20 protein-coding genes are annotated in these 26,995 nt (G+C 56.7%); 12 read left to right on the top strand and 8 right to left on the bottom strand.

Going from position 1 to position 26,995, the window contains the following annotated elements; genetic code table 11:
• Positions 1-2: 2 nt before the first annotated feature.
• From D5066_RS13915 to D5066_RS13935, 5 genes are all read left to right on the top strand, one after another.
• Positions 3-911 carry an OmpA family protein gene (locus D5066_RS13915; RefSeq protein ID WP_119916295.1) on the top strand — a complete coding sequence of 303 codons (909 nt, stop codon included), beginning with the start codon at positions 3-5 and terminating at the stop codon, positions 909-911.
• A gap of 214 nt (positions 912-1,125) precedes the next feature.
• On the top strand, positions 1,126-3,372 hold the full coding sequence (locus tag D5066_RS13920) for a type I secretion system permease/ATPase (RefSeq protein ID WP_244288143.1): 2,247 nt from the start codon (positions 1,126-1,128) through the stop codon (positions 3,370-3,372).
• Positions 3,369-4,607: an HlyD family type I secretion periplasmic adaptor subunit gene (locus D5066_RS13925; protein ID WP_119916297.1), complete on the top strand. Its 1,239-nt coding sequence runs from the start codon at positions 3,369-3,371 to the stop codon at positions 4,605-4,607. Before D5066_RS13920 ends, D5066_RS13925 begins: the two co-directional genes overlap by 4 nt.
• Before the next feature lies 1 nt (position 4,608).
• Positions 4,609-6,084 (top strand): TolC family protein, encoded by a 1,476-nt coding sequence (locus D5066_RS13930; protein ID WP_119916298.1) that lies wholly within the window; start codon positions 4,609-4,611, stop codon positions 6,082-6,084.
• Positions 6,085-6,190: 106 nt separating this feature from the next.
• Positions 6,191-6,820 (top strand): response regulator transcription factor, encoded by a 630-nt coding sequence (locus tag D5066_RS13935; RefSeq protein WP_244288144.1) that lies wholly within the window; start codon positions 6,191-6,193, stop codon positions 6,818-6,820.
• 20 nt (positions 6,821-6,840) lie between these two features.
• Here the strand turns inward: D5066_RS13935 and D5066_RS13940 are convergent, their stop codons facing one another.
• Positions 6,841-9,711, bottom strand: a complete 2,871-nt coding sequence (locus D5066_RS13940; RefSeq protein WP_244288145.1) for a transporter substrate-binding domain-containing protein — start codon at positions 9,709-9,711, stop codon at positions 6,841-6,843.
• A gap of 402 nt (positions 9,712-10,113) precedes the next feature.
• Between D5066_RS13940 and D5066_RS13945 the strand changes: the two genes are divergently transcribed.
• Positions 10,114-11,385, top strand: a complete 1,272-nt coding sequence (locus tag D5066_RS13945) for a tetratricopeptide repeat protein (protein ID WP_419179117.1) — start codon at positions 10,114-10,116, stop codon at positions 11,383-11,385.
• Between the two features lie 4 nt (positions 11,386-11,389).
• On the opposite strand, the gene D5066_RS13950 is transcribed toward D5066_RS13945, so the two are convergent.
• Positions 11,390-11,728: a Biofilm associated protein A gene (locus tag D5066_RS13950; RefSeq protein ID WP_119916301.1), complete on the bottom strand. Its 339-nt coding sequence runs from the start codon at positions 11,726-11,728 to the stop codon at positions 11,390-11,392.
• Positions 11,729-11,997: 269 nt separating this feature from the next.
• Between D5066_RS13950 and D5066_RS13955 the strand changes: the two genes are divergently transcribed.
• On the top strand, positions 11,998-15,558 hold the full coding sequence (locus D5066_RS13955; protein ID WP_119916302.1) for a response regulator: 3,561 nt from the start codon (positions 11,998-12,000) through the stop codon (positions 15,556-15,558).
• 10 nt (positions 15,559-15,568) lie between these two features.
• On the opposite strand, the gene gorA is transcribed toward D5066_RS13955, so the two are convergent.
• Entirely contained in the window at positions 15,569-16,921 is a 1,353-nt protein-coding gene (gorA, locus tag D5066_RS13960; RefSeq protein ID WP_063426528.1) for a glutathione-disulfide reductase, read from the bottom strand.
• 71 nt (positions 16,922-16,992) lie between these two features.
• Positions 16,993-17,835, bottom strand: a complete 843-nt coding sequence (locus D5066_RS13965) for a 23S rRNA (adenine(2030)-N(6))-methyltransferase RlmJ (RefSeq protein WP_047345682.1) — start codon at positions 17,833-17,835, stop codon at positions 16,993-16,995.
• 179 nt (positions 17,836-18,014) lie between these two features.
• Here D5066_RS13965 and prlC point away from each other — a divergent pair, with 179 nt between their 5' ends.
• Positions 18,015-20,057, top strand: a complete 2,043-nt coding sequence (gene prlC, locus D5066_RS13970; protein ID WP_080329099.1) for an oligopeptidase A — start codon at positions 18,015-18,017, stop codon at positions 20,055-20,057.
• Positions 20,058-20,064: 7 nt separating this feature from the next.
• Complete coding sequence (gene rsmJ, locus D5066_RS13975; RefSeq protein ID WP_119916303.1) at positions 20,065-20,817, top strand: 16S rRNA (guanine(1516)-N(2))-methyltransferase RsmJ; 753 nt, start codon at positions 20,065-20,067, stop codon at positions 20,815-20,817.
• A gap of 60 nt (positions 20,818-20,877) precedes the next feature.
• On the opposite strand, the gene uspA is transcribed toward rsmJ, so the two are convergent.
• Entirely contained in the window at positions 20,878-21,315 is a 438-nt protein-coding gene (gene uspA / locus D5066_RS13980) for a universal stress protein UspA (protein ID WP_003861223.1), read from the bottom strand.
• A 282-nt stretch (positions 21,316-21,597) separates the two neighbouring features.
• Here uspA and uspB point away from each other — a divergent pair, with 282 nt between their 5' ends.
• Positions 21,598-21,933 (top strand): universal stress protein UspB, encoded by a 336-nt coding sequence (uspB, locus tag D5066_RS13985; protein ID WP_003861224.1) that lies wholly within the window; start codon positions 21,598-21,600, stop codon positions 21,931-21,933.
• 34 nt (positions 21,934-21,967) lie between these two features.
• On the opposite strand, the gene D5066_RS13990 is transcribed toward uspB, so the two are convergent.
• From D5066_RS13990 to pitA, 3 genes are all read right to left on the bottom strand, one after another.
• A complete protein-coding gene (locus D5066_RS13990) occupies positions 21,968-22,384 on the bottom strand; it encodes a hypothetical protein (RefSeq protein ID WP_080329097.1) in 417 nt (138 codons plus the stop codon).
• Entirely contained in the window at positions 22,362-22,751 is a 390-nt protein-coding gene (locus tag D5066_RS13995; RefSeq protein WP_208861687.1) for a polymorphic toxin type 44 domain-containing protein, read from the bottom strand. Before D5066_RS13995 ends, D5066_RS13990 begins: the two co-directional genes overlap by 23 nt.
• A 174-nt stretch (positions 22,752-22,925) precedes the next feature.
• Positions 22,926-24,425, bottom strand: a complete 1,500-nt coding sequence (gene pitA, locus D5066_RS14000) for an inorganic phosphate transporter PitA (protein WP_119916304.1) — start codon at positions 24,423-24,425, stop codon at positions 22,926-22,928.
• 228 nt (positions 24,426-24,653) lie between these two features.
• Here pitA and D5066_RS14005 point away from each other — a divergent pair, with 228 nt between their 5' ends.
• Positions 24,654-25,853 carry a BaiN/RdsA family NAD(P)/FAD-dependent oxidoreductase gene (locus D5066_RS14005; protein ID WP_119916305.1) on the top strand — a complete coding sequence of 400 codons (1,200 nt, stop codon included), beginning with the start codon at positions 24,654-24,656 and terminating at the stop codon, positions 25,851-25,853.
• 107 nt (positions 25,854-25,960) lie between these two features.
• Positions 25,961-26,986, top strand: a complete 1,026-nt coding sequence (locus D5066_RS14010) for a TerC/Alx family metal homeostasis membrane protein (protein WP_119916306.1) — start codon at positions 25,961-25,963, stop codon at positions 26,984-26,986.
• The last annotated feature ends 9 nt before the right edge of the window (positions 26,987-26,995 follow it).

Raw genomic sequence — 26,995 nt, forward strand, 5'->3', positions numbered from 1 at the left:
TTATGACTTTTTTCAAGACCTCTTTATTCGCGGCGCTGTTTACCTCATCCGCATTTATTCTTCATCCGGCGCTGGCGGCGGAGAATTTTGGCAAGACCTATCAGCCCGTTGCGCCCGTCAGCCAGACGCAAACGCAGGTGGTTTACTACCGTGACGCCAGCAATACGGCGGGCGGTGCGGCGCATATTTATGTCGACAATGAATTCCATGACGCGCTGTTACCTGGCGGCTTTACGACATTCTGTCTGGCTCCGGGTAAGCATAATCTGGGTGCGTATCAGAATGATGCGCCGCAGTACCATGGCAAAGAGCAGGGCTATAACGTTGAGATGAGCGGAGGGCAAACCTACTTTGTGCGCGTCAGCTCCACGATGAATGCGGTGCCGGAAGCCCGTACGCGCGAGCAGGCGGAGAAGGATCTCGCGGGTCTGCGCGAGCAGATCCACGTGCTGTCCCGCGCGTCCAGCGTCGAGGCCTGTAACTATCTGCCTGCACCCCGGTACAAAGATTACACCCTCTCTGGTGACGTGATGTTCCGTTTTGGTCAGGGCAGCGCGAAAGGCGTTTCTGCTCAGGGTCATCAGGCCGTTAAGGATCTGGTGGCGACGATCAAACGTGAAAACGTTGAGCTGAAGCAGATCCAGGTGATCGGCCACACGGACGCCATCGGCAGCGATCGCGGCAACTACGCCCTTGGCCTGAAGCGCGCGCAGACCGTGCGTACTATGCTGGCGGAGAACGGCCTTCCGGCTCGCCTGATGAGTGCGACCAGCGTGGGCAGCAAGGAGCCTGTCGTGAACAACTGCGCGGCATCCGATAAAAAAACGCTGATCGCCTGTAATGCCCCTAACCGTCGTGTTGTGGTGCGCGTGAGCGGCGATCGCGACATGAGTGCTTCTGCACAAAAATAATGTATCAACGCTGCCTTCCCGCCACGGGAAGGCCCTTTTCCCCCGCTCAGAACCTCTTTCGTGCCAAAAAATAAGCACTTCCATTGAGACAGGTCTCATTAAGGCAAGACCATTCCGCGTGACAGAATATTCCTAATTCACTCAGAAAGTTAACTTATCTTTTTGATTTATTTGATTTTTTATAACCTGGAATACACGAAATATGGAATCCTCAATGGCTAACACCCAGGAGGAACAGCTGCATGCCATCGCCCGCGATACCCGACTTAATGATGACTCCCTGCTACGAAGTATTGCCTGGCTGTCGGAGCATTATGGTCTGGGTAAGAGCGACGATGTCCTGCTGGCTGGTCTGCCTGTTGAACAAACGCTCACACCCTCTTTAGCGCTTGATGCGCTCAAAAACGCCGGTATCACCGGGGGGCTCATCAAGCGTAACAGCGCTGAACTGCCCGAGCAGGTTTTCCCCATGATTCTGCTGCGCAAAGGTGCGGGCGGCATGGTTCTGCTCGCGCGCGAGCGTCGTAAAAATGCCGATGATAAATGGGACCTGTTTTATACCCTGATCATGCCGGAAGTGGGTGATGAGCCGGTTGAGCTGAACCATGCGGCGCTCAGCGAGCTGTATGTCGGCTATGCCATTGCGGCGAAGCCGGCGGCGCGCATTGACAGCCGGATGAGCGATATTGCCCCGCCGCAGCCGAAAGGCCACTGGCTGTTCAGCACCCTGTGGCGCTATCGCAGTTACTACCGCAGCGCCGCGCTGGCCTCGGTGCTGGTAAACGTTCTGGCGCTGGCGTCCGTCTTCTTTACCATGAACGTCTATGACCGGGTGATCCCCAACCAGGCGTTTACTACCCTGTGGTCGCTGGCGATTGGCGTACTGGTGGCGATGGTCTTTGAGGCCGTCACCCGTACGGTACGTGCGCACCTGCTCGATACCGCCGGGAAAAAAGCGGACTTGATCGTCGGCAGTATTCTGTTCCGTCAGTCGCTGGCGGTCAAAATGGAACATAAGCCGGCCTCTTCCGGCTCGTTTGCCAACCAGCTGCGCGAATTTGAATCCGTCCGTGACTTTGTTTCTTCCGCCACGCTGGCGGCGATTGCCGACTTACCTTTTGTGCTGCTGTTTATCGGCATTATTTTTGCCATTGGCGGATCGCTGGCATTCATCCCGATGCTGATGCTGCCGATGATCCTGCTGGTGAGCCTGCTTATCCAGTGGCCGCTGGCGAAAGTGATGAAAGCCAGCCTGCAGGAAGCCTCGTTAAAGCAGGGCGTGCTGATTGAATCCATCGAAGGGATGGAGACCCTGAAGTCGGTCGGCGGGGAGTCCTGGATGCAGAGCCGCTGGCAGAAGTTCAGCGCCATGCAGTCCTCCAGCGCGGCGGCGTCGAAGCACTACTCGACGCTGGCGATGAACTCGGTGAGCTTCCTGCAGCAGCTGCAGACGGTGATGCTGATTGTCACCGGGGTATATCTCATTGATGCCGGGAACCTGACCCAGGGTGCGCTGATCGGTACCGTGATGCTGGCCGGGCGCGTGACGGCACCCTTAAGCCAGGTGATTGGTCTGGCCGTGCGTTATCAGCAGGCCAAAGCCGCGCTGACCTCGCTGAACAGGCTGATGGAACATCCGACCGATCGCAGCAGCGAGATTGATTACATCAAACAGCCTGAACTGAACGGCGATATTGAACTGAAAGGCGTGACCTTCTCCTACCCGGCACCGCCGATGCAGCCTAACCCGGAGATCCTGAAAGGCGTCAACGTGACGATCAAACCGGGCGAGCGCGTGGCGATTGTGGGCAAAATTGGCAGCGGTAAATCGACCCTGCTGCGCATCATTGCGCGTCTCTATACCCCGGTGAAAGGGCAAATGTTCAGCAGTGGGCTGGATGTGAACCAGATTGAACCGTCGGACTGGCGTAACAACGTGGGCTTTGTCGGCCAGGAAGCGCGTCTGTTTTACGGCACTCTGCGTGAAAACATCATGATTGGCCGCCAGAACGCCTCCTCCGATGAATTCCTGCACGTGCTACGGCTGACGGGGCTGGATCAGGTTGCCGCGCGTCATCCACGCGGTATCCACATGCCGGTGGGCGAGCAGGGGAATAGCCTCTCCGGCGGTCAGCGTCAGCTGGTATCCCTGGCCCGAACGCTGCTGGCGAGACCGAACCTGCTGCTGCTGGATGAACCCACCAGCGCGATGGATTCCCAGACGGAAGCCCTGTTCTTACAGCATCTGAAAATGGCGACCGCTGGGCACACGCTGGTGGTGGTCACCCATCGCCCGTCGCTGCTGGCGCTGGTGGACCGCATGATTGTTATAGATGACGGCAAAATTGTGGCGGATGGCCCTAAACAGCAGGTTCTGGCCGCACTGAACGGCGCACCCGCCAATGACAGCCATCCAGCGAAAGCCGCTACCGGAAAACAGCCCGTGGAGGCAAGCGCATGACCTTCTTCAAACGCAACCGTAAACAGAAAAACCTGTCGGCGCGCGACGCCGCCTGGATGAGCGACATCCAGGAGGCCCTGTTCTCGCAGACGACGCCGAAATCCCGTCTGGTTCTCTGGCTGATTCTGGCGGTCTTTGCCGGTTTCTTAACGTGGGCGCATTTTGCCAAAGTGGAAGAGATCACCAAAGGCGACGCCAAAATTGTCTCTAAAAGCCGTGAGCAGGTGATTCAAAGCCTCGAAGGCGGGATCCTTGAAGAGATGAACGTGCGTGAAGGCGACATCGTCGAGCCGGGTCAGGTGCTGCTCAAGATTGACCCCACCCGCGCCCAGTCCAGCTATCAGGAGACGCTGCGTAAAGTGGTGGCCCTTGAAGCAACCGTTAACCGCCTGCGTGCGGAAGCCTACGGTCTGCCGCTGACCTTTAGCGATCGCGTGAAGCAGTACCCTTCCGAAGTGGACCTGGAAACGCGCGCCTACAACAGCCGCAAACAGGCGCTGGAAGAGGGGGTGGCCTCATTAGAGAAAAGCTACCGCCTGGCGCAGAACGAAATTGCTATGTCAGAGCCGCTGGCAGCACGCGGCCTGCTTTCGGAAGTCGAACTGCTGCGCATGCGTCGTCAGGCGAACGATCTGCAGTCGCAAATCGTCGAGCGTCGTAACCGCTACCAGGCAGATGCTAACGCCGAGCTGATTCGTCAGGAACTGGATCTGGTGCAGGCCGAAGAGAACCTGACGGGACGCGCCGACGTGGTAAGCCGTACCGCCATCACCGCGCTGGTGAAAGGCACGGTGAAAAACGTGCGCGTCACCACCATCGGCGGCGTAATCCAGCCCGGTGAACACATTATGGAAATCGTACCGCTGGAAGACCAACTGCTGGTGGAAGGGAAGATCAAACCCTCTGACGTGGCCTTTCTGCATGCCGGGTTACCGGCGATGGTGAAGATCACCGCGTATGATTTTGGTATTTACGGTGGCCTCAAAGGGCACGTTTCTCTCGTCAGCCCGGACACGCTGAAGGATGACGCCAAAGCCGCCGCAGGCCGCCCTGACGATACCTATTATCGGGTGATGGTGCTAACCGACAGCAGCACGCTGAGCGCCGGTGGCAAGTCACTGCCGATCATCCCGGGCATGATTGCCACGGTAGAAATCCGCACCGGTGAAAAAACCATTCTTGATTACCTGTTGAAACCTATCTTCAAAGCGAAGGAAGCGTTCCGCGAGCGTTAATATGAAAAGTGATTCAATGTTTGTGCAGCGCCGTCTGGCGGCGCTGCTGACGGCCGCGGCGTGCCTGGCATCGGCTAAAGGTGCAGCCAATAGTGATGGTTTATTAGCCTTTGAGCCTGCAGCCCCTGTGGTAAAATCTCGCATGGTGATGGCCTCCACACCGCCTGCGCCAGCCGCGCCGTTAGTGGAGTCGTCATCCGTGAAAAGAGCGGCTGCGACGCCGAAGCGTGAAAGCCTTGCCCAGGCTGCAACGGCCCGGGCACCCAGCGAAGGTGAGATTCGCGCCCTGTTTAATGATGCGGTAAATACCGCGCTGAGCATCAGCCCCGAAGTGCGTGGCGCGCATTACAACACTGAAGCGGCGGAAGCCAACGTGGACGAAGCCAAAGGTCAGCGCTGGCCGCAGATTGATGTTGGTACCCGTTCCAAAAGTTACCAGTTTGGCGGCGGTGAACGCCGCTACAGCGACAGCCGACCAGCAGTGACCGTCAATATGGCGACCACACTGCTCGATTTTGGCCGCACCAGTAACACCATTAAAAGCCGAGAGGCACTGCATGACGCGGCGAAAAACAACGTCGATGCTCAGGCGGAAGATATCGCCTGGCAGGTCAGCAGCTCGCTGGTTGAGCTGAGCAAACAGCGCCAGATCATCAGCCTGAGCCAAAAGTACGTGGCCCGCATGAACGAGCTGGTCAACATGCTGGACGGGATTGTGAAGGTCGATCAGGGGCGTCGCAGCGAGCTGACTCAGGCGCGCGGGCGCTTGCTTCAGGCGCAATCATCGCTGGATACGGCGGTTTCACGGGCTCGCGATATTGAAATCACCCTTAACCGTCTGCTGGGGGATAAAAAAGTGCCCCTGCCCGCGGCAACCGTCTGGAACCTGAAGCCGGGAGAGTTGACGACGCAGCTGACGGCCCTCAATAGCCATCCGACGATTCGTCAGGCAAAGGCGGAAACCGCATCGGCGCTGGCTGACGCGGACGCCGCGCGCTCTGCATCGTTTCCGACGGTCACCTGGAACGTTGGCAAAAGCACCGGGCGTGACGAGCTGGGGCGTGAACAATCCTGGGAGACGGGCGTAAACGTGAGCTGGCCTATTTTCCGCGGCGGTTCTCAACGCGCCGCTGAACTCTCTGCTGCGCGTCGGGCTGATGCCAGCAGAGAGGCGATTGAAAAACAATTACGCGATTTGGATAACCGCGTGCGCGCGGCGGATCAGGATGCCCGCAGCATGCTGGAACGCGCCGAGTTGTACCATGACTTAGCCTTTGAATCCGATCGTATTCGCCATGATTTCTTCGATCAATGGTACCACCTTGGCAGACGAACCCTGCTGGATGTGCTGAGTGCAGAAAGTGATTATTACGGTAACCAGGTTGCAGAAGCCACCAACCGCTTTGACGCTTACGCTGCAATATTTCGTAGTTATGCCAGTGCGGGAACATTATTGCAGTGGCTGAGAAAGCAGTAACCAGCCGTTTAAATAATGAACCACACAGCAGGCACAGAAAGAGAGTGCAGATGAATCAGTTTTCAGGAAAAAAATCTATATTGCCTTACTCGACGATCATCCTATTGTGCGCAAAGGGCTGGAAATTATTTTCAGCCAGGAGCCGGATTTCGAACTGAAAGGCAGCTTTGCCAGCCGTATCGATTTGATTAACTTTTTACGTACCAATCGTATCGATGTGCTGATCCTGGACTATTTACTCGGCGATGAAGATATCGACGGATTACCGATGATCAAGCAGCTGATGAGTAATTTTCCGTGGCTGAAAATATTAATCTCATCGACGCTGGAAAATACCGCCATTGTCCGTATGGCGCTTAAGGCGGGCGTGCGCGGACATATTGGTAAAAGCCGTGACGCCTCGGAAGTGGTGGATGCCGTGCGCCGCGTGGCGGCGGGTCATATCTGCCTCTCTGAAAGCATGGAGAAGGAGTTTTATCTTATCTCCGAGCCGACGACGTCCGGCAACGCTGAAGATGAACAGCAGGTCATCGACGGTATTGGCCGCCTGGACCAGCTCTCTGCGCGGGAGCTGGAAGTGCTGCGCCTCTTCCTCTCTGGTATGTCCGTGCTGCAAATCTCCGAGAAGTTCAGCCGCAGCCGCAAAACCGTTAGCGGCCAGAAGAAAGCCGCGATGAAAAAGCTGGGTGTGAAGACCGATCCTGAGCTGTTCCTCTGGCACGACCAGTTGTTGTGATGATCAACCCCGGGTCGTTTTTATAACCGGGTGGCGCTGCGCTTGCCCGGTCTACCGTTCCTCGCAGGCCCGTGCAAGCGAAGTGCTGCCGCAAGATCGCTGATAGAGCACGGCTTAAAGAGACAATCATTCATCCCCGCCTGTAAACACCGTTCCTTAATCTCATGCATCGCATTCGCCGTAAACCCGATAATCCATGCGGGTGCCCGGCCCTGTTCACGTTCTGCGTTACGCAACATCCCCGTTAGCTGATAGCCGTTGATGCCGGGCATGTTGCAGTCGGTGATAATGACATCGAACGCCGTGTCGGCCCAAATTTTTAGCGCCTCATCGCCGCCGGAAGCCAGGTGCGCATGCTGTCCCAGCCACGCCAGCTGTTTGGCTAGCAGGATACGGTTTGCGGGATTGTCATCAACCACCAGTACGTTAAGCGCCGGTAACGTTTCCTCTTCCGTATGAGGCTGGGCACGAGTCGTCACGGCACGGGTGACTTTAGGCAGAGAAAAGGTCGCCCTGACCGTGGTGCCAACGTGCTTTTCGCTGGCAAGCGTGAGCGTACCGTTCATGCTTTCACAAATCGTCCGGCTGATATATAACCCCAGCCCGGTTCCCGCCCGGCGATTATCCGCCTGACTGAAAGGCCTGAACAACGCAGCCTGCTGGCTGGCATCAATGCCGACCCCGCTGTCCTGCACCTCTATCACGAACTGTATGTTGTCGGCGTCGGCCTCTTCCCGCTGCGACAGGGTCAGCGTCACGCTGCCGCGATCGGTGAACTTAATCGCGTTGCTCAGCACGTTGGAGATCACCTGCTTAATGCGCAGCGGGTCGGCGTAGACCTCATACAGCGCTTCGGTCGGAAAGACTTTATTCAGCTGGATATTCTTCTCCGTCGCCACTCCCTGAAATACCCGCATCATGTTGTCGATGAGTTTGCCAAACTGGACGGGTTCCGGGTTGAAATCGAGATGCCCGCCCTCGATCCGCGAGATATCCAGAATATCGCCAATCAACCCCACCAGACCCTCTGCCGAGTCGTAAGCGACCTCCAGGGCCTGAAGATCGTGTTCGCCCCGACGTCCTTTTTTCAGCACGATGTCGAGCATGCCAATGATCGCGTTCATCGGCGTGCGGATCTCATGGCTCATGGTTGACAGAAAAACGGATTTTGCCCGGTTGGAGTCTTCCGCCCGCTCTTTCGCCTCGCTCAGCTCCGCCAGCAGCGACTCGCGTTCGGTGAGCATTTCGCGCAGCTGGGTGAGCTGCTCGTTCAGTTGCCTGCGCAGCGCCGCCTTACGTACAATCTGCCGACGTAAATAGAGCGCCCATCCCAGGGCTAATAACACCAGCACGGCACTGAAGACGCCCGTAGCAATCAACACCTCGCGGTAGCGATACCAGAAGCTGTCGACCACCACCAGCTCGTTGGGTCTCCAGCGGTTAGCCAGATTTTCCATCTCAATGGGAGAGATACTCAGCAGGACTTTATCCAGAATGCGCTGCAGTTCCGGGTTTGCCAGCCCCACGCCAAAGGAGATCCAGGCGGGTGATTCTCCGACAATTGAGACCACCTTCAGCTTGTCCTGAAAATTGGTGTAAATCTGGTAATCCGTCATCACCAGAATGCCTATCGCAGCATCAGCATCACCGCGGGTGATGCTGGAGAGCAGCTGCGATTCATTGCCAACATGCACAATCTTAATTTCCGGGTAACGTTCGCGTATCCGTTGCTCCACGCCAATATTTTTCACCAGCGCCAGACGTTTGCCGCGCAGGTCGGCCAGCGTCGTGATGTCGTTGCGTGAGGTTGATGTGGTGAGGGCAAACGCGCTGCGTAAGTAGGGCCGCGTGAAGAGGATCCGATCCTTGCGCGCGTCGCTCGGTGTCAGTGAGGCGAGCATGTCGGCCTGCCCATGGTTGACCTGGTCGATTAGGTCATCGGTGGTATTGCCGGTCTCGAAGCTAAAGCGCAATCCGGTGCGCAGCGACACCACGGAAAAGAGATCTGCCACGACGCCGCGCAGCACGCCTTTGTTATCAATGAAGGAGACCGGCGCGGCATTGTCCTGGCTGTAGATCAGCACGTTCACCACAGGATGACGAGCGATCCACGCTTTTTCCCGATCGGTAAAGTCCAGTGACTTGGTTCCCTGGGCAATATCGACGCGATCGGGCTGCCAGCGCCGATATAGATCCAGCTTTTCCTCTTCGGGCACAGCACGAATCGTTGCGTTGATGAGCTGGTTGAGCTGCGGATGACTCTGGCTCAGGGCGAACCCCACCTCACGGTTGGGGAGTCGGGAGAAGCGCTCGATGTGAATGTTGTTTAAATAGTTTCGGCTCAGCGAATAACTATTCCCCAGATAGGCGCGGGACTGACCAAATGCCACAGCGCTCAGCGCCTCCTGGTAACTGTCAAACAGGCGAAAATGCGCTTTAGGATAGGCCGCTTTTACCTGCGCGAGGGGCAGATAGTCCCTGACCATCGCGACATCGGTGTCGGCAAGATCGTCGGCGAGGGGCTGGGTGTCGCGGTCGTTAATACCTAATACCGGTTTATCGCTGGCATAGGGCGTTGAGAAAACAAAGGTGTCATTCGCCTCGAAGGCGGCGACAGAGGGAATAATGTCGATTTCACCGCGGGCAAGCGCCTGCCACAACTCGTCCGGCGAGTCGTACATGTTGACCTTAACGGGCAGATTCAGCTGCCAGGAGACCAGGCCGATGAAGTCGGCGCTCAGTCCTTCATATTCATGGCGCATATTGCGCATCCCGAAAGGGGGCGCGTCATCGCGGGTGATGCCTACCGTCAGATTTTGCATCTGCTTCAGCAGCGTGGCCTGCTCCCCGGTAAGCGGAAGGCGGTTCATGCCTTCAATGGGGGTGCGCATCAGAATTTTATATTCTTCACTGTGTGCCGAAGACGTACCAGGTAAAAATAAAACCAGAAGCAAAAAAAGACGAAGGTAGTGGCGCATATTTTTTTATAACGCTCCAGAGGATGGGGTTCTGATAGTTTCATTCTGATGAAACGAGAAACGCATTGTTATAAGACCAGGCTTGTTTATTATTCTGGCAATCATCAATAACGAAAAGCGCAATGTCTGGGCAGGAACGTTATTAATTCTGCGCTATCAACGCAATGATAATAAAAGCTTACATCCTCATCGGCTTTTTAACGTATAAATTTTTATTTCCGGCTTAACGGCAACATCAAGACGGGTCTTGTCGCTTACCTTACTCGCGGAGGGGAAAATAATACTCACGTTTATTTCATTTACTGAGCCCGGACGATGCGCCCATCTTTTCTTCCTCATTCTTCTGCGACGAAACAAAAAGCACTGCGCCAGAAATTTTCTGCGCTGGCGGAGCAGTATCGTCACGCCATGGCCGTTGCGGATTACGCGACGGCTTCCCGCTGCTGCGAAAAGGCGCTGGCTGTTCTGCCGAACAATATGTCGGTACAAAGCGATTACGCCCTGAGTCTGATGCGTGAGGGAAAGCATGACCGGGCTTATAAGGTTTATCGCAAGATTTATCAGTCGCTCCGCCGTCACGAAGCGTCAGAAACCTGGCTTGATGGCCTGACGGAACTGTGCGGACATATGGGCAAAACGGCTGAAATGCGTGCCTACGGTCTGGAGTCATTGACCCTTTCTGACCAGCGCTTTCGTCAGGGAACCGTCTGGCCGCTGCCCCAGACGCCACCGCCGACTTTTCAGGCGGATTGCCGCGAAAAGAACATCATCGCGTTTAGTCTGTACGGCGACCAGCCGCGCTACTGCGAAACCTTAATTAAAAATATCGATGCCGCCGCCGGGCTGTTTCCTGCGTGGCGCTGCCGCGTCTATCTCGACGACTCCGTGCCGCAGCACGTCTGGCAGCGGCTGGAGCAGGCGGGCGCGGCGCTGGTGGATATGAGCCATGAAAAGGGGATCTACCCGACGATGTGGCGTTTTCTGGTGATGGATGACCCGCAGGTCGACCGCTTTTTGGTGCGAGACGCCGACTCCTTGCTGTCCGAGCGGGAACAGGTCTGCGTGGAAGCCTGGCTGCGTTCGCCGTTTTATTTCCACCATATGCGCGACTACTTTACCCATACCGAACTGCTGCTGGCCGGGATGTGGGGCGGCTGCGGCGGGCTGGTCCAAAATGTGGAAGGGATGATGCGTCAGTTTGTGGCGGGCTATCAGGGCAGCGCGCGTTTCACCGATCAGTATTTCCTGAAGGTGGCGTTGTGGCCCACCGTTCGGCAGAGCATTATGAATCACGACGAGATTTTCGCGTTTCACCATGCCCGGCCCTGGCCAGAACACCCGCCTGTCCGCTGGGAGGCAGAGCATTTTCATGTTGGCAGTAATGCCGGGTTTACCGTACTGGCGGGGCCGAGCGAGAAAGCGGACGGCGAAAAGCAGGCCGTTGTGCTACGGTTTGATGGTGTGAGCTATCGCTATACGGCGCTGGTGCGTAACGGGCAGTGGACCTTACCCGTGCCTTTCTTCCTCGCCGACCGTTTTCGTCAGGGAGAGATGCAGGTGGAGGCGATCGGGGATACCGGCACATGAGCCGTTACTCAAGAGACGCGACCTGCATACCGACCTGCACCAGCAGCTCCGTCTCAAGACCCGAGTGGTGATAGACCTCGTACTGCACACCATCCACGGTGACAGACCCTCTGGCTTTCATCCACTCTCCCGGCTCTGAATCGGCGGGGAGCAGGTCGGAAAGATTAACCTGTTCCCCCGAAGTCCCTTTTATCAGCCATTGTTTACTGTTGTCATTAATAAAAAGGCTCTCCTCGCGCTGAATTAAAATATCGCCGAGGGAGATCGCCGTCAGGGCCGGAAAGTTATCGTTAATTGCCTCGTCCGTGTGGGCTTCTGTGCTGTTGTCGCTGTTATTGTTCATCACGAAGTAACCTGTTTACGCATAGCAAATCTGCCTGATTTTTACCTGCCATGGAAAAAGGGAACAATAAGGTCGGTCTTATAAAAAAGAGATTTACGCTTATTCGCAAAAACAAGACCGACCTTAATCAGGGCTGGCGCCTGTATTGCTAAAATTCCCGCAAATTATGGCGGGTAATCAGGCAATGTGGTTCGACGCGCAGTTGCTAAAATAGAGACAACCTCTTTACTGGCCCCTCCAGTTCTTCTCCTCAGGGAACCACTCATACGATGCGTTTTTTATCTGCCCGGTTGATAAGCCTGTTTTTACTGTTGTGCAGTGTCGGACAGATTCAGGCCCAGGAACTGTCTCTGCAACGCCGTGTGCAGGTCAATGCGCCGCACGTCCAGTTTAATGTTGATGTGCAGCAGTGGCTGGACAACAACCAGACGCTTCATGTGGGCGTCTGGGGGCAGCCCCATCCCCCTTTGAGTGAAGGCATGGGCCACGGGCTTTTCAGCGGCATTGCTGCCGATTATCTGGCGCTGCTGGAGGATAGCCTTAAGGTCAACGTCAAACTGCATTATTACAGCCATAGCCGCGATGCGTTCCAGGCGCTGCGCCGTCATGAAATTCAGATGGTGGCGATGTGGAACCCGGAACTTTGGCCAAATCCGGATCTGGTAACCACGCCGCCATGGCTGCTGGATAAGGCGGTCCTGATGACCACCCGCGATCATGCTGACGACGCACGCGAAGCCATCCCCAGGAAACTGGGGCTGATGTCGGATACCAGCGCCAGCCCGGCGCTGCGTCGTTACTACCCTGGCAGCACGCTCCGTTTTCAGTACTGGTACCCATCAGCCGTCAGCGCGCTGGCGTTTAAGCAGATAGACGCGCTGTGGATTAACCGCGCAAGTGCGGAATACCTCACCCAGTATCATCAGGCCCAGGGGCTGCACTGGCGCTATAGCCCGGCGCTGCCCAATCTGAACATGAGCTTTGGCGTGGATCGCCAGCTGCCGCAGCTGGCGGAAGCCATCGACACGGTGTTTAAACACATTCCGTTAGCCAGCCGTTTGCGTATTACCAACAGCTGGGGACTCAACCGGAGCTTCGTGATCACCACCAACCCGCTGGCGCTGGATCAGGAGGAAGAGAACTGGCTGCGCGAGCACAGTCAGATCCAGGTGATCCTGGATAGCCGCCAGCGTCCGCTGTCGTTTGTGGAGGAGGGATCGCCCGCGGGTCTGGTGGTTGACCTGCTCAATCAGTTTAGCGAGCAGTACGATATTCAATTCACGATTCTGACCGCCGGTAGCGACGCCGAACTGAATGCACTGAAGCGGGACAACCCGGACGCGCTGATGCTCAGTCTGCAGACCGACATAGCGCAAAAGTCTACCGCGAGCATGGCGATGACCTCACCGTTGCTCACCACGCCCTCTGTGGTGGTCATGGATCAGGAGATCAAACGACCGGATGATTTTTCCCAGCTGAAGGGCGAAAAGCTGGCGATTATGGCTGATGACCCGCTGATCCACTGGCTGGAAACCTGGTATCCCACCATCCAGCTGGTGCCGCTTACGAAGATGGATGATGCGCTCGCGTGGCTGAAAAAAGGCGACGTGCGCGGCGTGATTGCGCCGCAGTTTATCGCCAACTATCTGGTGACGCGCCATCATCCCACCCGCTTTCATCTGGCGGTGACGGTACCCGTACCGCCCACGGATGTGGTGATGGCCGCGCAAACCGACACCAGCCAGCCGATTAATATTCTCAATAAGGCGCTGGCGGATATGCAGCCGCAGGCGTTGATGCAGCTGGCGGGCGACTGGCGACAAGCCGCCATCGACAATAGCGAAACCTGGGCGCAAAGCACGGTGCTTAATTCCCTGGTCTGGGGCGTGCTGCTTCTGCTGGTGGTCACCGGGTGTTGGCTGTGGATCCAGTATCTGCGCGCCGCGCTGCGTCGCGGGAACGTCTGGCAGCAGCAGCTTGCCGAACAGTTGCGTTTTACCCAGGCGCTTATAGACGCCTCACCCGTGGCGCTCTATGTGCGCGATCGCAACGGAAACCTGCTGCGTTACAACCAGGTCTGGGCGGAGACCATCGGTCAGCCGGGTGAGGTATTGCAGGGGCAGCCTGTCACGGCGATCGCCATAGCCGAACCGGCGGTGCTGGCGAACCTGGAGGCGAAGTACCAGCAGGCGTTGCAGGATGGACAGCCGCAGAACTGGTCTGAAAGCTGTACGATCAACGGCCAGCGACGTTATCTGCAGGGCTGGGTTGTGCCGTGGCATGACGGCCAGGGCGATATCAGCGGCCTGATTGGCGGCTGGCTGGATGTCACGGAAAAAGAGCAGCTGATTGCCCAGCTTTCAGAAACGAAAAATAACCTGGAACAGGCGATCGGCAGTAAGAACGCGTTTATGCAGAGCATGGGGCATGAAGTGCGCACGCCGCTAAGCGTGATCACCGGCCTGCTGGAGATGGAGCTTCAGGCGCTGGAGGCGCGGCATGAGCATAACGAAAATCTGAATCTGATCTGGGAATCTTCCCTGAGCCTGCTTTCGCTTATCGGGGATATGTTTGATGTCTTCCGGGCCGATAACCCGCAGCTGAATGGCACGACCCGCAGCACGCATTTGCCCCAGCTGATCCACAGTACGGTGGCGCTCTATCGTCAGCAGGCGGAAGCCAAAGGGATCACCCTGAACGTGTTGATCGAGCTTTCCGGCGAACGCTTTATTACCGATCCGCTGCTGATTATTCGCATCCTCTCCAGCCTGCTTCGCAACGCGATCAAGCACTCGAACGGCGAAGAAATTGACGTTGAGGTGTACGAGGGCACCAGAGACGCGGGCTCCACAACCGTCCCGCTGGTCATTGAGGTGTGTGACCAGGGAGAAGGAATCGACGGAAAGCGGCTGGAGGAGATTACCCGACGCGCTCACCACGTGACGCTGAAATCCGAGTGGACAGATACCGGGTTCAGCTTACCGGCCTGCCTGTATATGGCGCAGGCCGCAGGGGCGGAGGTGCGTATCGACAGTGAACCGCATGAAGGCTGCGTGGTGAGCCTTCACTTTGATGCGCAGCCCGCCGCCAGTAAGGTGTTAACACCTCCTCCCGTCGACCAGGCGCGCAGCCTGCATATTCTGGGAGTGGATGACTACCCGCCTGCACGCCGGGCGCTGCAACAGCGGCTGGAGTCATGGGGGCATCGGGTATCGCTGGCGACGCAGGGCGCGGAGGCGCTGTCGATGTGGCAGCAGAATCCTGGCCGCTACGATGTGATTATTACCGATTGCACGATGCCGGAAATGGACGGCTATGAACTGGCACGGCAAATCCGCCACACCGAGCAGCTGACAGGCCAACCGCCGATCCCGGTTTTCGGTTTGAGTGCGATGAGCGGCGCGGAATCGGCTGCGCGCTGCATTGAAGCCGGTATGAATGAATACCTGGAAAAACCGCTGACGGCAGAAAAACTCCAGACGCTGCTGGACCGCTATTTTGCTGGCAGCGGCGCTAAATCTGAGTGGGTGAATGATGCCACGCGGGCACTGCAGGCCGAAATGGTCGAGGTCAACAGGCAGGATGCCAGCAAGCTGACGCAGTGGCTCGCGCAAAAAGAACGCGATAAGGTGGGCCGCATGGCGCACCGCATTAACGGCGGCGCAAGGATGATGAACATGACGTCTCTGCAGCAGGCCTGCGAACAGCTGGAAGCGGCCTGTAATGAAGAACGCGGCTGGCAAGAGATTGAATCCCTCGTCAACCGCGTCCTGGAAGAGATGAGCCGGTTTAATCAGCAGCTGTCGTCAGAGAACAGCGATGCGCGCTGACGTTCTGGCATTAACGCATGGTCACAAACTCTTCCGCCGCCGTCGGGTGGATTGCCACGGTGTTGTCGAAGTCTTTCTTCGTGGCGCCCATCTTCAGCGCCACGGCAAAGCCCTGCAGGATCTCGTCCATGCCGAAGCCAATACCGTGGATGCCGACAATCTTCTCGTCCGGGCCGACGCAGACCAGCTTCATGCGGCACGGCTGGCGGTGCGAGGTGACGGCGGTATACATCGCGGTAAACGCCGATTTATACACTTTCACCTGGTCGTCGCCGTACTGCTCGCGCGCCTGAGGCTCGGTTAAGCCGACGGTGCCGATTGGCGGGTGGCTGAAGACCACGGTCGGGATGTTGCTGTAGTCCAGATGCTCGTCCGGCTTGTTGTTGAACAGGCGCTCGGAGAGACGACGGCCCGCCGCAACGGCGACCGGAGTCAGCTCAACGGCTCCGGTGTTATCGCCGACCGCGTAAATGCCAGGCACGCTGGTGTTCTGGAATTTATCGACAACGATATAGCCTTTGTCATTGGTTTTTACGCCGGTCACGGCCAGGTTGAAGTTGTCGTTCGCCGGTTCACGGCCAATCGCCCAGATCAGGCAATCGACGGTCTGGCTGCGGCCATCCTCCAGTTCCAGGGTCAGGCTACCGTCTGCATTTTTCACGACCGCTTTTGGCACGGCGTTAGTGTGCAGAGTTGGGCCTTCGGCGTTCATCACTTCTACCAGCGTATCGACGATCAGCGGGTCAAAGCTGCGCAGCGGCGCGTGTTTACGCACGAACAGGTGCGCTTCAGCGCCCAGGCCGTTAATCACGCCGGCCAGCTCAACCGCAATGTAACCCGCGCCAACAACGGCAACGCGTTCTGGCAGGGCCGGCAGCTCGAAGAAGCCGTCGGAGTCGATGCCGTATTCGGCACCCGGAATGTTCGGGTGGCTCGGACGGCCGCCGGTAGCGATCAGGATGTGATCGGCGGTGATCGTCTCGCCGTTCACTTCGATCGTTTTGGCGTCCACAAAGCGGGCGAAACCGTGGATAACGTCGACGTTATTTTTACCCAGCACGTTGTCGTATGAGGTGTGAATACGGTCGATGTAGGCGGTACGGCTGGCGATCAGCTTGTCCCAGTCGAAGTGGTTGATGGTGGTGTCAAAGCCGTAGTCCGGGCCGTACATATGGATAGCTTCACGGATTTGTGCCGCATGCCACATCACTTTCTTCGGTACACAACCCACGTTCACGCAGGTGCCGCCCAGCGCTTTCGCTTCAATCAGCGCACACTTCTGGCCGTACATGGCCGCGCGGTTGATGGAGGCGATGCCGCCGCTGCCGCCGCCGATTGCGATGTAGTCATAATGCTTAGTCATAGCTTTTGTCCTTAATCGTGAATTGCCGCGATTGTATACCTGAAATCAATAGTTTCCACCGATGGCTGCGATTACTCCGGCACGATCCAGCTGACGGTGGCGTGGCCCGTACCGGCTGGCACCAGCTTTTTATGCAGCCACGGCAGCACGTTGTTCATTTGCGCTTCAAGCTTCCACGGCGGGTTGATCACAATCATGCCGGAGGCGGTCATGCCGCGCTGGTCGCTGTCCGGGCGCACCGCCAGCTCAATCTGCAGGATTTTGCGGATGCCGGTCGCTTCCAGGTCTTTGATCATGCGCTTGATTTGCGCGCGCAGGACCACCGGGTACCACAGGGCATACGTCCCGGTGGCGAAGCGCTTGTAGCCTTCGTGGATGCCGGTCACCACCGCCTGATAGTCGGTTTTAATTTCGTACGGCGGGTCGATCAGCACCAGGCCGCGGCGTGAAACCGGCGGCAGCTTGGCTTTCAGCTGCTGGTAGCCGTCGGCTTTTTCCACGCGGGCGCGGCCGTCTTTCTGGAATTCAGAACGCAAAAGCGGGAAATCGCTCGGGTGCAGCTCGGTCAGCTGGAGGCTGTCCTGCTCGCGCAGCAGCTGGCGGGCAATCAGCGGCGAGCCCGGGTAGTAGCGCAGCTGGCCGTTGCGGTTGAAGTGGTTCACCACGCCAATGTACGGCTCCAGCTCGGCAGGCAGATCGTCCTGCTGCCAGATACGCGCAATCCCTTCCAGGTATTCGCCGGTACGCTCGGCATGCTCGCCGCTCAGCTGGTAACGGCCCGCGCCCGCATGGGTGTCCAGATAGAGAAACGGCTTCTCTTTCTCTTTGAGCGATTCGATGATCAGGCTCTGAACGGTGTGTTTGAGGACGTCGGCATGGTTGCCAGCGTGGAAGCTGTGGCGATAACTGAGCATGGGTAATGATTTTCCGCTGAATTGACGATTTGCCACAGTTTACAGCAGAACGGCACAGATTACCCGCAGGCCCGGTAAGCGCAGCTATTGAAATCCTCTACACTTAACCCCATTACTGAAAACAATATGCACAGCGCCGGATGCGCGCTTCATTCACCTATTTCAACAGGACAGCGTTTATGACCAATCCATTACTGACGCCTTTTTCGTTGCCACCGTTTTCTAAAATCCTCCCTGAGCATGTGGTTCCAGCCGTTACCCAGTCGCTGGACAACTGCCGAGCGGCGGTAGAAAGCGTGGTTGCGCAGGGCGCGCCGTACACCTGGGAAAATCTGTGTCAGCCGCTGGCCGAAGTGGATGACGTACTGGGGCGTATCTTCTCCCCGGTGAGCCACCTGAACTCGGTGAAAAACAGCCCGGAACTGCGCGAAGCCTACGAACAAACCCTGCCGCTGCTCTCTGAGTACAGCACCTGGGTCGGTCAGCACGAGGGGCTCTACAAAGCCTACCGCGACCTGCGCGACGGCGACCACTATGCCGAACTGAACACGGCGCAGAAAAAATCGGTTGATAACGCGCTGCGCGACTTTGAGCTGTCCGGTATCGGCCTGCCAAAAGAGAAGCAGGTTCGCTACGGTGAAATTGCCGCGCGCCTGTCCGAGCTGGGCAACCAGTACAGCAACAACGTCCTCGACGCCACCATGGGCTGGACGAAGCTGATCACCGATGAATCCGATCTGGCCGGTATGCCGGAAAGCGCGCTGGCGGCGGCAAAAGCCCAGGCCGAAGCAAAAGAGCAGGAAGGCTTCCTGTTAACGCTGGATATCCCAAGCTATCTGCCGGTGATGACCTACTGTGACAACCAGGCATTGCGCGAAGAGATGTACCGCGCCTACAGCACCCGCGCCTCCGATCAGGGGCCGAATGCCGGTAAGTGGGACAATAGCCCAGTGATGGCGGAGATCCTCGCGCTGCGTCACGAGCTGGCACAGCTGCTGGGCTTTGAAAACTACGCCGATAAATCCCTCGCCACTAAAATGGCCGAGAACCCGCAGCAGGTTCTCGACTTCCTGACCGATCTGGCGAAACGCGCTCGTCCTCAGGGGGAGAAAGAGCTGGCCCAGCTGCGTGCCTTCGCGAAAGCGGAGTTCGGCGTGGACGAGCTGCAGCCGTGGGACATCGCGTACTACAGCGAAAAACAGAAGCAGCACCTCTACAGCATCAGCGACGAGCAGCTGCGCCCGTACTTCCCGGAAAACAAAGCCGTTAACGGCCTGTTCGAAGTGGTAAAACGCATTTACGGCATTACCGCTAAAGAGCGTACTGATATTGACGTCTGGCATCCGGACGTGCGCTTCTTTGAGCTGTATGACGAGAAAAACGAGCTGCGCGGTAGCTTCTATCTGGATCTTTACGCGCGTGAAAACAAACGCGGCGGGGCGTGGATGGACGACTGCGTGGGTCAGATGCGTAAAGCAGACGGTTCTCTGCAAAAGCCGGTCGCCTACCTGACCTGTAACTTCAACCGTCCGGTAAGCGGCAAGCCTGCGCTGTTCACCCACGATGAAGTGATCACCCTTTTCCACGAGTTCGGTCACGGCCTGCACCACATGCTGACCCGCATCGAAACCGCAGGCGTTGCAGGCATCAGCGGTGTGCCGTGGGATGCGGTCGAGCTGCCAAGCCAGTTTATGGAAAACTGGTGCTGGGAGCCGGACGCGCTGGCGTTTATCTCCGGTCATTACGAGACCGGCGAACCGCTGCCGAAGGAACTGCTGGATAAAATGCTGGCGGCGAAAAACTACCAGGCGGCGATGTTCATCCTGCGTCAGCTGGAGTTCGGCCTGTTCGATTTCCGCCTGCACGCGGAGTTCAGCCCGGAGCAGGGGGCGAAAATCCTCGAAACCCTGGCCGAGATTAAAAAGCAGGTTGCCGTTATTCCAGGGCCAACCTGGGGCCGCTTCCCGCACGCGTTCAGCCATATCTTCGCGGGCGGCTATGCGGCAGGCTATTACAGCTACCTGTGGGCCGACGTGCTGGCGGCGGATGCCTTCTCTCGCTTCGAGGAAGAGGGGATCTTCAACCGCGAAACCGGCCAGTCGTTCCTTGATAACATCCTGACCCGCGGCGGTTCAGAAGAGCCGATGGAGCTGTTCAAACGCTTCCGTGGCCGCGAGCCGCAGCTGGACGCGATGCTTGAGCATTACGGGATCAAAGGCTGATAGCTACGTGAAGATCTGCTTAGTGGATGAAACGGGCGCCGGAGACGGCGCCTTATCTGTTCTGGCGGCCCGCTGGGGGCTGGAGCACGATGAAGAGAACCTGATGGCGCTGGTGATGACGCCGGAACATCTGGAGCTTCGCAAGCGCGACGAGCCAAAGCTCGGCGGGATTTTTGTCGATTTCGTTGGCGGCGCGATGGCGCACCGGCGCAAGTTCGGCGGCGGTCGCGGCGAAGCAGTGGCCAAAGCGGTCGGCATTAAGGGGAGCTATCTCCCGGACGTGGTCGACGCCACGGCAGGGCTGGGGCGCGACGCGTTTGTGCTGGCGTCTGTCGGCTGTCACGTGCGGATGCTGGAGCGCAATCCAGTGGTGGCCGCACTGCTCGACGACGGGCTGGCGCGGGGCTACGCGGACCCGGAAATCGGCCCGTGGCTGCAGGAGCGCTTGCAGCTTATCCACGCCTCCAGCCTGACGGCGCTGACCGATATCACCCCGCGCCCGCAGGTGGTCTACCTCGACCCGATGTTCCCGCATAAGCAGAAAAGCGCGCTGGTGAAAAAAGAGATGCGGGTATTTCAGTCGCTGGTGGGGCCGGATTTAGACGCAGATGGCCTGCTGGAACCGGCTCGTCAGCTCGCGACGAAGCGGGTGGTGGTGAAGCGTCCGGACTACGCGCCGCCGCTGGCGGACGTTGCGACTACTAACGCGGTGACCACGAAAGGGCATCGGTTTGATATTTATTCGGGTACGCCAGAATAAAAAAAGCCGGGTGGCGGCTTCGCCTTACCCGGCCTACTTTCAGTGCCGCTTTTTTTGCACTTACTCGTCTTCTTCGTCGCGCAGCGGAACAATCAGCATGTCCACGTGAACGGTGTTAATCAGCTGGCGCGCTGAAGACATCAGTTTGCTCCAGAAGTCCTGATGGTGACCGCATACCACCAGGTCCATATCGTATTTCTTAATTGCATCAACCAGCACCTGGCCCAGGTCGCCGCTGCCGCTCAGGGTTTCGGTGATCGGATAGCCCGCGTTGGTGGAGAGTTCGCTCAGCGCGTGGTGGGTCTCTTCGGAGATGCGTTTCTGCATATCGCCAAGATTCACGTCGATCAGACCGGTGTAGAGGTCGGAGTAATTCACATCAACGTGGATCAGCGAAACTTTCGCGTTGTAAGGACGTGCCATGGAGACTGCTTTATCAACCAGCACTTTGCTCTCCGGGGAGAGGTCTACCGCGATAAGAATGTGTTTGTAAGCCATAGTGTTACTCCTTCCTTAAGTTATCGATGACTAAATGGGAAAGCGTCGTCTGATGCTTTCATTACGGCCCAGTTAAACATATTTTTCAAGCTTTGGTGTTGATAACGATTAACCTTGTGGCAAAAAAATTAACGGATCTCCTACACTATTTAATGAACCGTTCGGATATTAAAACTCGAACCGGATCGATTTTTAGTCATTCTTTCACTGAACTGTCTGTCAGGGCATTGGGGTGCGGTAGCTCAGAAGCCTTGCTTCGTGGGCGGACGCCGGGGAGGATGTATGATTAGCACCGTCGCATTATTTTGGGCGTTATGCGTAGTTTGCATAGTGAATATGGCGCGCTACTTCTCATCATTACGTGCGCTGTTAGTGGTACTTCGTGGTTGCGATCCGTTGCTGTATCAGTATGTGGATGGTGGAGGGTTCTTCACCTCGCATGGGCAGCCCAGCAAGCAGATGCGTCTGGTGGGGTATATCTACTACCAGCGCTACCGCGATCATCACGATGAAGAGTTTATCCGTCGCTGCGAACGTCTGCGTCGTCAGTTCATTTTGACCAGCGCCCTGTGTGGGCTGGTCGTGGTCAGTATGATTGCGTTGATGATTTGGCACTGAGCATAACAGCAGGCGGGGTAAGACCCGCCTTGTTTCATCTGGCCCAGGGTTTAACTGAGAATCGAAGATCTGAAATATTGTCCTCAATCGAGATAACCCTCCCGCTGTAGGCAATTTTCACTTCTCCGTTTGCATCAATGCTTGCTGAGGTAATTGTGCCTGTACCTTCAATGATCGGATGCTTCATAGCGAGCTGATGGATAATGTCAGTATCTTTCCCTGCTATCTCTTCTGAGAGATAGTAACGGTAGATTGTGGGAACGGTTGCGTCACCCTGATTGTTCACGGTCATATAGAGCCAGACACTGTCAGATAATTTATAAGCGCGCTGAAGCTCATCGCTATTACGCTGATTGGGCTGGTAGTTTAACCAGAGAAACCCAATGACCAGAGCTAAAAGCGATAGTGTCACAAGGCGATGAATCCATTTAGTAGCCGTTTTGAATGGCATACTCTATTCCTTCTCTGATATTGCGTTGGTCCGTCGGGTCGTCCCCGTAAGGCGGTTTTTCGTGCCACCTTCCCCATTCAGGTTTTGAGGTGCCAGCGCGTCCTTGGGCCCAGCCTGCGCCCATAAGAAGAATGTTTGCAGGGATTCCCGCGGCAGTTCCGGCGGCACCGAAATTGAAGTTACCAAATGCTGCAAAGTATGGGTCGAACTTTTTGTAGTCCCAGGGACCACCATTCCTGACTTTCTGGTAGAACCAATAATACGTTGAGGGAGTGGCCATATTACGCGACATGCCGTGAATGCGTGCTTCGCGCATGTTGTTCGCTATAACAATTGAGCCTGGTCCTGGAATAGGGACGGAAGCCATACATTCTCCTTTGTCTGGTTTTTCTTCTGGCGGCCATGATAGTTTTATCTTCGCAATTGGGTTGGGCAAAAAATGTTCAGAAAATCCTGACGTTATAAAATGTCCGACTACAAACAACAGCCATAAAAAAAGCGGGTCAGTTTCCTGACCCGCTTTTTTGTCGCCTTCAACCGATTAAAGCAGCTTCAGCGAAATCCAGTACAGACCGCCAGACAGCAGGATGGACGCCGGAAGGGTGAACACCCAGGCCATCAGAATGTTGGTCACGGTTTTGCGTTGCAGACCGCCACCGTCAACAATCATGGTACCTGCCACGGACGAGGAGAGTACGTGGGTGGTGGATACTGGCATACCGGTGTAGCTTGCCAGGCCGATAGATACCGCCGCCGTCATCTGCGCGGACATACCCTGCGCATAGGTCATGCCTTTCTTACCGATCTTCTCGCCGATGGTGGTCGCCACACGACGCCAGCCAATCATCGTACCGATACCCAGAGCCAGCGCGACGGCCATGATGATCCAGATTGGCGCGTACTCAATGGTGTTGAGCATGTCGCTTTTCAGTTTCTTCAGCAGACGTTTGTCGTCCGCATTAACCTCTGGCAGCTTCGCGACTTTATCGGTCACGTCAGAGATGCAGAGCATAATGCGACGCAGCTGACCACGCTGTTCCACAGCCAGTTTGTCGTAGCTTTCGATATCGCCCAGCATGCCTTTGGCACGTTCCAGCGCGTTAATCGCGTTAGCCGGATGGCAGTGGAACTCACCAGGGGCGGTAGTTGCCCCAGCTTCCGGAGACGGGATGAGCTGGTCAACGCCGGTCGCTTTTTTCAGCAGCTCAGGGTGCTGCTGGAAATAGGTCTCAACGTTGTTGACCGCATCACGGGTACGGGTAATTTCGTAACCGGAGGCGTTCATGTTAACCACGAAGCCCGCCGGTGCGACGCCAATCAGTACCAGCATCACCAGACCAATGCCTTTCTGCCCGTCGTTCGCGCCATGAGAGAAGGCCACGCCGATAGCGGAAATGATCAGGGCGATACGCGTCCAGAACGGCGGCTTTTTCTTGCCGTCTTTCTTTTCACGCTCTGCTGGCGTCAGGTGGATTCGCGCACGTTTCTTCGTGTTGCTCCAGTAGCGACGCAGGATGAAAATCAAGCCACCCGCCACCACCAGACCCACGATAGGGGAGACGATGAGTGAGGCAAAGATCCCCAGTACTTTCGGGATATTTAACGCATCAACAACCGAGGTCCCGGTCATCAGGGCATTCGTTAACCCGATACCGATAATCGCGCCGATGAGAGTGTGAGAACTGGATGCAGGCAGGCCGAAATACCAGGTACCGAGGTTCCAGATAATCGCAGCAAGCAGCATTGAGAACACCATAGCAAGGCCATGGCCAGAACTAACGTTAAGCAGCAGATCCGTTGGCAGCATATGCACGATCGCATACGCAACGCTCAGTCCGCCCAGGAGGACACCAAAAAAGTTAAATACCGCCGCCATAACAACCGCAAGCTGCGATCGCATTGCGCGAGTGTAGATAACCGTTGCTACTGCGTTTGCAGTGTCGTGGAAGCCGTTGATCGCTTCGTAAAACAGTACAAAAACCAGAGCAAGCAATAGTAAAAGCCCGGTATGTAAATCCAGGCCGGCAAACAAATGTAGCATAGGACGTTACGCCATTTTGAGGACATGAACGCGGCGCATTATCCAGGACAAATGCGCAACGGGCAAAGTGAAATATAGACTTTTTTTGACATACCACCTGATTTGAGAAAAGTGCCTTAAAGGATAATCGTTAAATTTCAATGAAATGGCTTTGTAATATCTTTTTACGCTGGTGTGACCACAGAGGAAACTTTACAATCCGCGGCAGTTAACGAAGAGGATTTTGACGTGGAAAGGTTTGATGCCGTGGTCATTGGCGCCGGTGCGGCGGGTATGTTTTGTGCGGCAATGGCCGGACAAGCGGGTCGTCGTGTGCTGTTACTCGATAACGGCAAAAAGCCAGGCCGCAAGATCCTGATGTCCGGCGGCGGGCGCTGCAACTTTACCAATCTCTATGTCGAACCCGCGGCCTATTTGAGCCAGAACCGCCATTTTTGCAAATCCGCGCTGGCGCGTTATACCCAGTGGGATTTTATCGATCTGGTCGGTAAGCACGGCATCGCGTGGCATGAAAAGACGCTGGGACAGCTCTTCTGCGACGACTCCGCGCAGCAGATTGTCGATATGCTGGTGGCCGAGTGCGAGAAGGGCGGCGTGGTCATGCGCCTGCGTACCGAAGTGCTGGAGGTTGCCCGCGACGAGCAGGGCTACACGCTGCAGCTCAATGGTGACACTGTCAGCGCCGATAACCTGGTCATCGCCAGCGGCGGTCTGTCGATGCCGGGGCTGGGGGCGTCCCCGTTCGGCTATAAGATTGCCGAGCAGTTTGGCCTGAACGTATTGCCTACGCGCGCCGGGCTGGTTCCGTTCACGCTGCACAAACCGCTCCTGGAACAGCTTCAGACGCTTTCCGGCGTGTCCGTTCCCTCCGTTATTACTGCCGAAGATGGGACGGTGTTCCGCGAAAACCTGCTCTTTACTCACCGCGGTCTCTCCGGCCCGGCGGTGCTGCAAATCTCCAGCTACTGGCAGCCGGGTGAGTTTGTCACGGTAAATCTGGTGCCGGACTGCGATCTGGATGCGTTCCTCAACGAACAGCGCACCGCTCACCCGAATCAGAGCCTGAAAAATACCCTGGCGATGCAGCTGCCAAAACGTCTGGTAGAGTGTTTGCAGGTGCTGGGGCAGATCCCGGATGTGACGCTCAAGCAGCTGAACAGCCGCGAGCAGGAAACGTTGGTGGATACGCTAACGAACTGGCGCGTCCAGCCAAACGGCACCGAAGGCTACCGCACGGCAGAAGTGACGCTGGGCGGTGTCGACACCAATGAGCTTTCCTCGCGTACCATGGAAGCGCGCAACGTACCGGGGCTCTATTTTATCGGCGAAGTGATGGACGTTACCGGCTGGCTCGGCGGGTATAATTTCCAGTGGGCGTGGGCCAGCGCCTGGGCCTGCGCGCAGGCGCTGGCGGAAAAGAACGTTTAGAATTGATTTTTTTTGAGTGTGGCCTTCACTGAAAGCCCACTCTTTTTCTCTGCTGGTTTACGCCAGCCTGCATGGTGCTGTGTTCTGCCTCTATAAAAGGGTTGTGTATGTCTGCTGCTCATCTCGGTTTCCCGACGGAAACCGTTGTTGTCTTTGTGGTGATGGCCGTTGGGGCGATGTTTATCGACCTCTTCATGCACCGTCACGATAAGCCTGTCTCGCTGAAAAGCGCGGCGATGTGGTCCGTTTTCTGGTTCTCAATGGCAATGGCGTTTGCCGGGTTCCTGTATATCCATCACGGCGCCGAGATGGCGAGCCTGTTCCTCACCGGCTACGCGCTGGAAGAGGTGCTCTCCATTGATAACCTGTTTGTGATGATGGCGATCTTCGCCTGGTTCGGCGTGCCGGATAAGTACCGTCACCGCGTGCTCTACTGGGGCGTGCTGGGGGCGATTTTCTTCCGCGGTATTTTCGTGGCGATCGGCACCAGCCTGCTGAGCCTGGGGCCGTACGTGGAGGTTATTTTCGCGCTGGTCGTCGGCTGGACGGCGGTGATGATGCTCAAACGCAACGAAGAGAGTGACGAAGTGGAAGATTACTCGGGTCACCTTGCCTATCGCCTGGTGAAACGCTTCTACCCCGTCTGGCCGAAAATCAGCAGCCACGCCTTTATTCTGACCCAGAAAGAGGTGGATGCAGAGCTTGAGAAGCCGGAAAACCAGGACGTAACGGTTGGCCGTGTGAAGAAGGCGAAGCGCTATGCGACGCCGCTGCTGCTCTGCGTGGCGGTGGTCGAACTCTCAGACGTGATGTTCGCGTTTGACTCCGTACCGGCCATTATCGCGGTGAGCCGCGAGCCGCTGATTATCTACAGCGCCATGATGTTCGCCATCCTCGGCCTGCGTACCCTCTACTTTGTGCTGGAAGCGCTCAAGCAGTATCTGGTGCATCTGGAGAAAGCGGTGGTGCTGCTGCTGTTCTTCGTGGCGTTCAAGCTGGGTCTGAATGCGACCGATCACTTCTGGCACCACGGTTACAGCATTGGCGCGACGGCCAGTCTGTTTGTTGTGTTAGGCGTGCTGGCGCTGGGGATTATTGCGAGCGTGTTGTTCCCGGGGAAACGTGAAGCCTGATGTACCGTT

Origin of the sequence: Enterobacter chuandaensis (genome assembly GCF_003594915.1) — a bacterium.
Taxonomy (GTDB): Bacteria; Pseudomonadota; Gammaproteobacteria; order Enterobacterales; family Enterobacteriaceae; genus Enterobacter; species Enterobacter chuandaensis.

What these genes read in the sequence shown, in the direction of transcription:
- D5066_RS13915 (WP_119916295.1), top strand. Translation starts at nt 3, where the DNA reads ATGACTTTTTTCAAGACCTCTTTATTCGCGGCGCTGTTTACCTCATCC.
- D5066_RS13920 (WP_244288143.1), top strand. Translation starts at nt 1,126, where the DNA reads ATGGCTAACACCCAGGAGGAACAGCTGCATGCCATCGCCCGCGATACC.
- D5066_RS13925 (WP_119916297.1), top strand. Translation starts at nt 3,369, where the DNA reads ATGACCTTCTTCAAACGCAACCGTAAACAGAAAAACCTGTCGGCGCGC.
- D5066_RS13930 (WP_119916298.1), top strand. Translation starts at nt 4,609, where the DNA reads ATGAAAAGTGATTCAATGTTTGTGCAGCGCCGTCTGGCGGCGCTGCTG.
- D5066_RS13940 (WP_244288145.1), bottom strand. Translation starts at nt 9,711, where the DNA reads ATGCGCACCCCCATTGAAGGCATGAACCGCCTTCCGCTTACCGGGGAG.
- D5066_RS13945 (WP_419179117.1), top strand. Translation starts at nt 10,114, where the DNA reads ATGCGCCCATCTTTTCTTCCTCATTCTTCTGCGACGAAACAAAAAGCA.
- D5066_RS13950 (WP_119916301.1), bottom strand. Translation starts at nt 11,728, where the DNA reads ATGAACAATAACAGCGACAACAGCACAGAAGCCCACACGGACGAGGCA.
- D5066_RS13955 (WP_119916302.1), top strand. Translation starts at nt 11,998, where the DNA reads ATGCGTTTTTTATCTGCCCGGTTGATAAGCCTGTTTTTACTGTTGTGC.
- gorA (WP_063426528.1), bottom strand. Translation starts at nt 16,921, where the DNA reads ATGACTAAGCATTATGACTACATCGCAATCGGCGGCGGCAGCGGCGGC.
- D5066_RS13965 (WP_047345682.1), bottom strand. Translation starts at nt 17,835, where the DNA reads ATGCTCAGTTATCGCCACAGCTTCCACGCTGGCAACCATGCCGACGTC.
- prlC (WP_080329099.1), top strand. Translation starts at nt 18,015, where the DNA reads ATGACCAATCCATTACTGACGCCTTTTTCGTTGCCACCGTTTTCTAAA.
- uspA (WP_003861223.1), bottom strand. Translation starts at nt 21,315, where the DNA reads ATGGCTTACAAACACATTCTTATCGCGGTAGACCTCTCCCCGGAGAGC.
- uspB (WP_003861224.1), top strand. Translation starts at nt 21,598, where the DNA reads ATGATTAGCACCGTCGCATTATTTTGGGCGTTATGCGTAGTTTGCATA.
- D5066_RS13990 (WP_080329097.1), bottom strand. Translation starts at nt 22,384, where the DNA reads ATGCCATTCAAAACGGCTACTAAATGGATTCATCGCCTTGTGACACTA.
- D5066_RS13995 (WP_208861687.1), bottom strand. Translation starts at nt 22,751, where the DNA reads ATGGCTTCCGTCCCTATTCCAGGACCAGGCTCAATTGTTATAGCGAAC.
- pitA (WP_119916304.1), bottom strand. Translation starts at nt 24,425, where the DNA reads ATGCTACATTTGTTTGCCGGCCTGGATTTACATACCGGGCTTTTACTA.
- D5066_RS14010 (WP_119916306.1), top strand. Translation starts at nt 25,961, where the DNA reads ATGTCTGCTGCTCATCTCGGTTTCCCGACGGAAACCGTTGTTGTCTTT.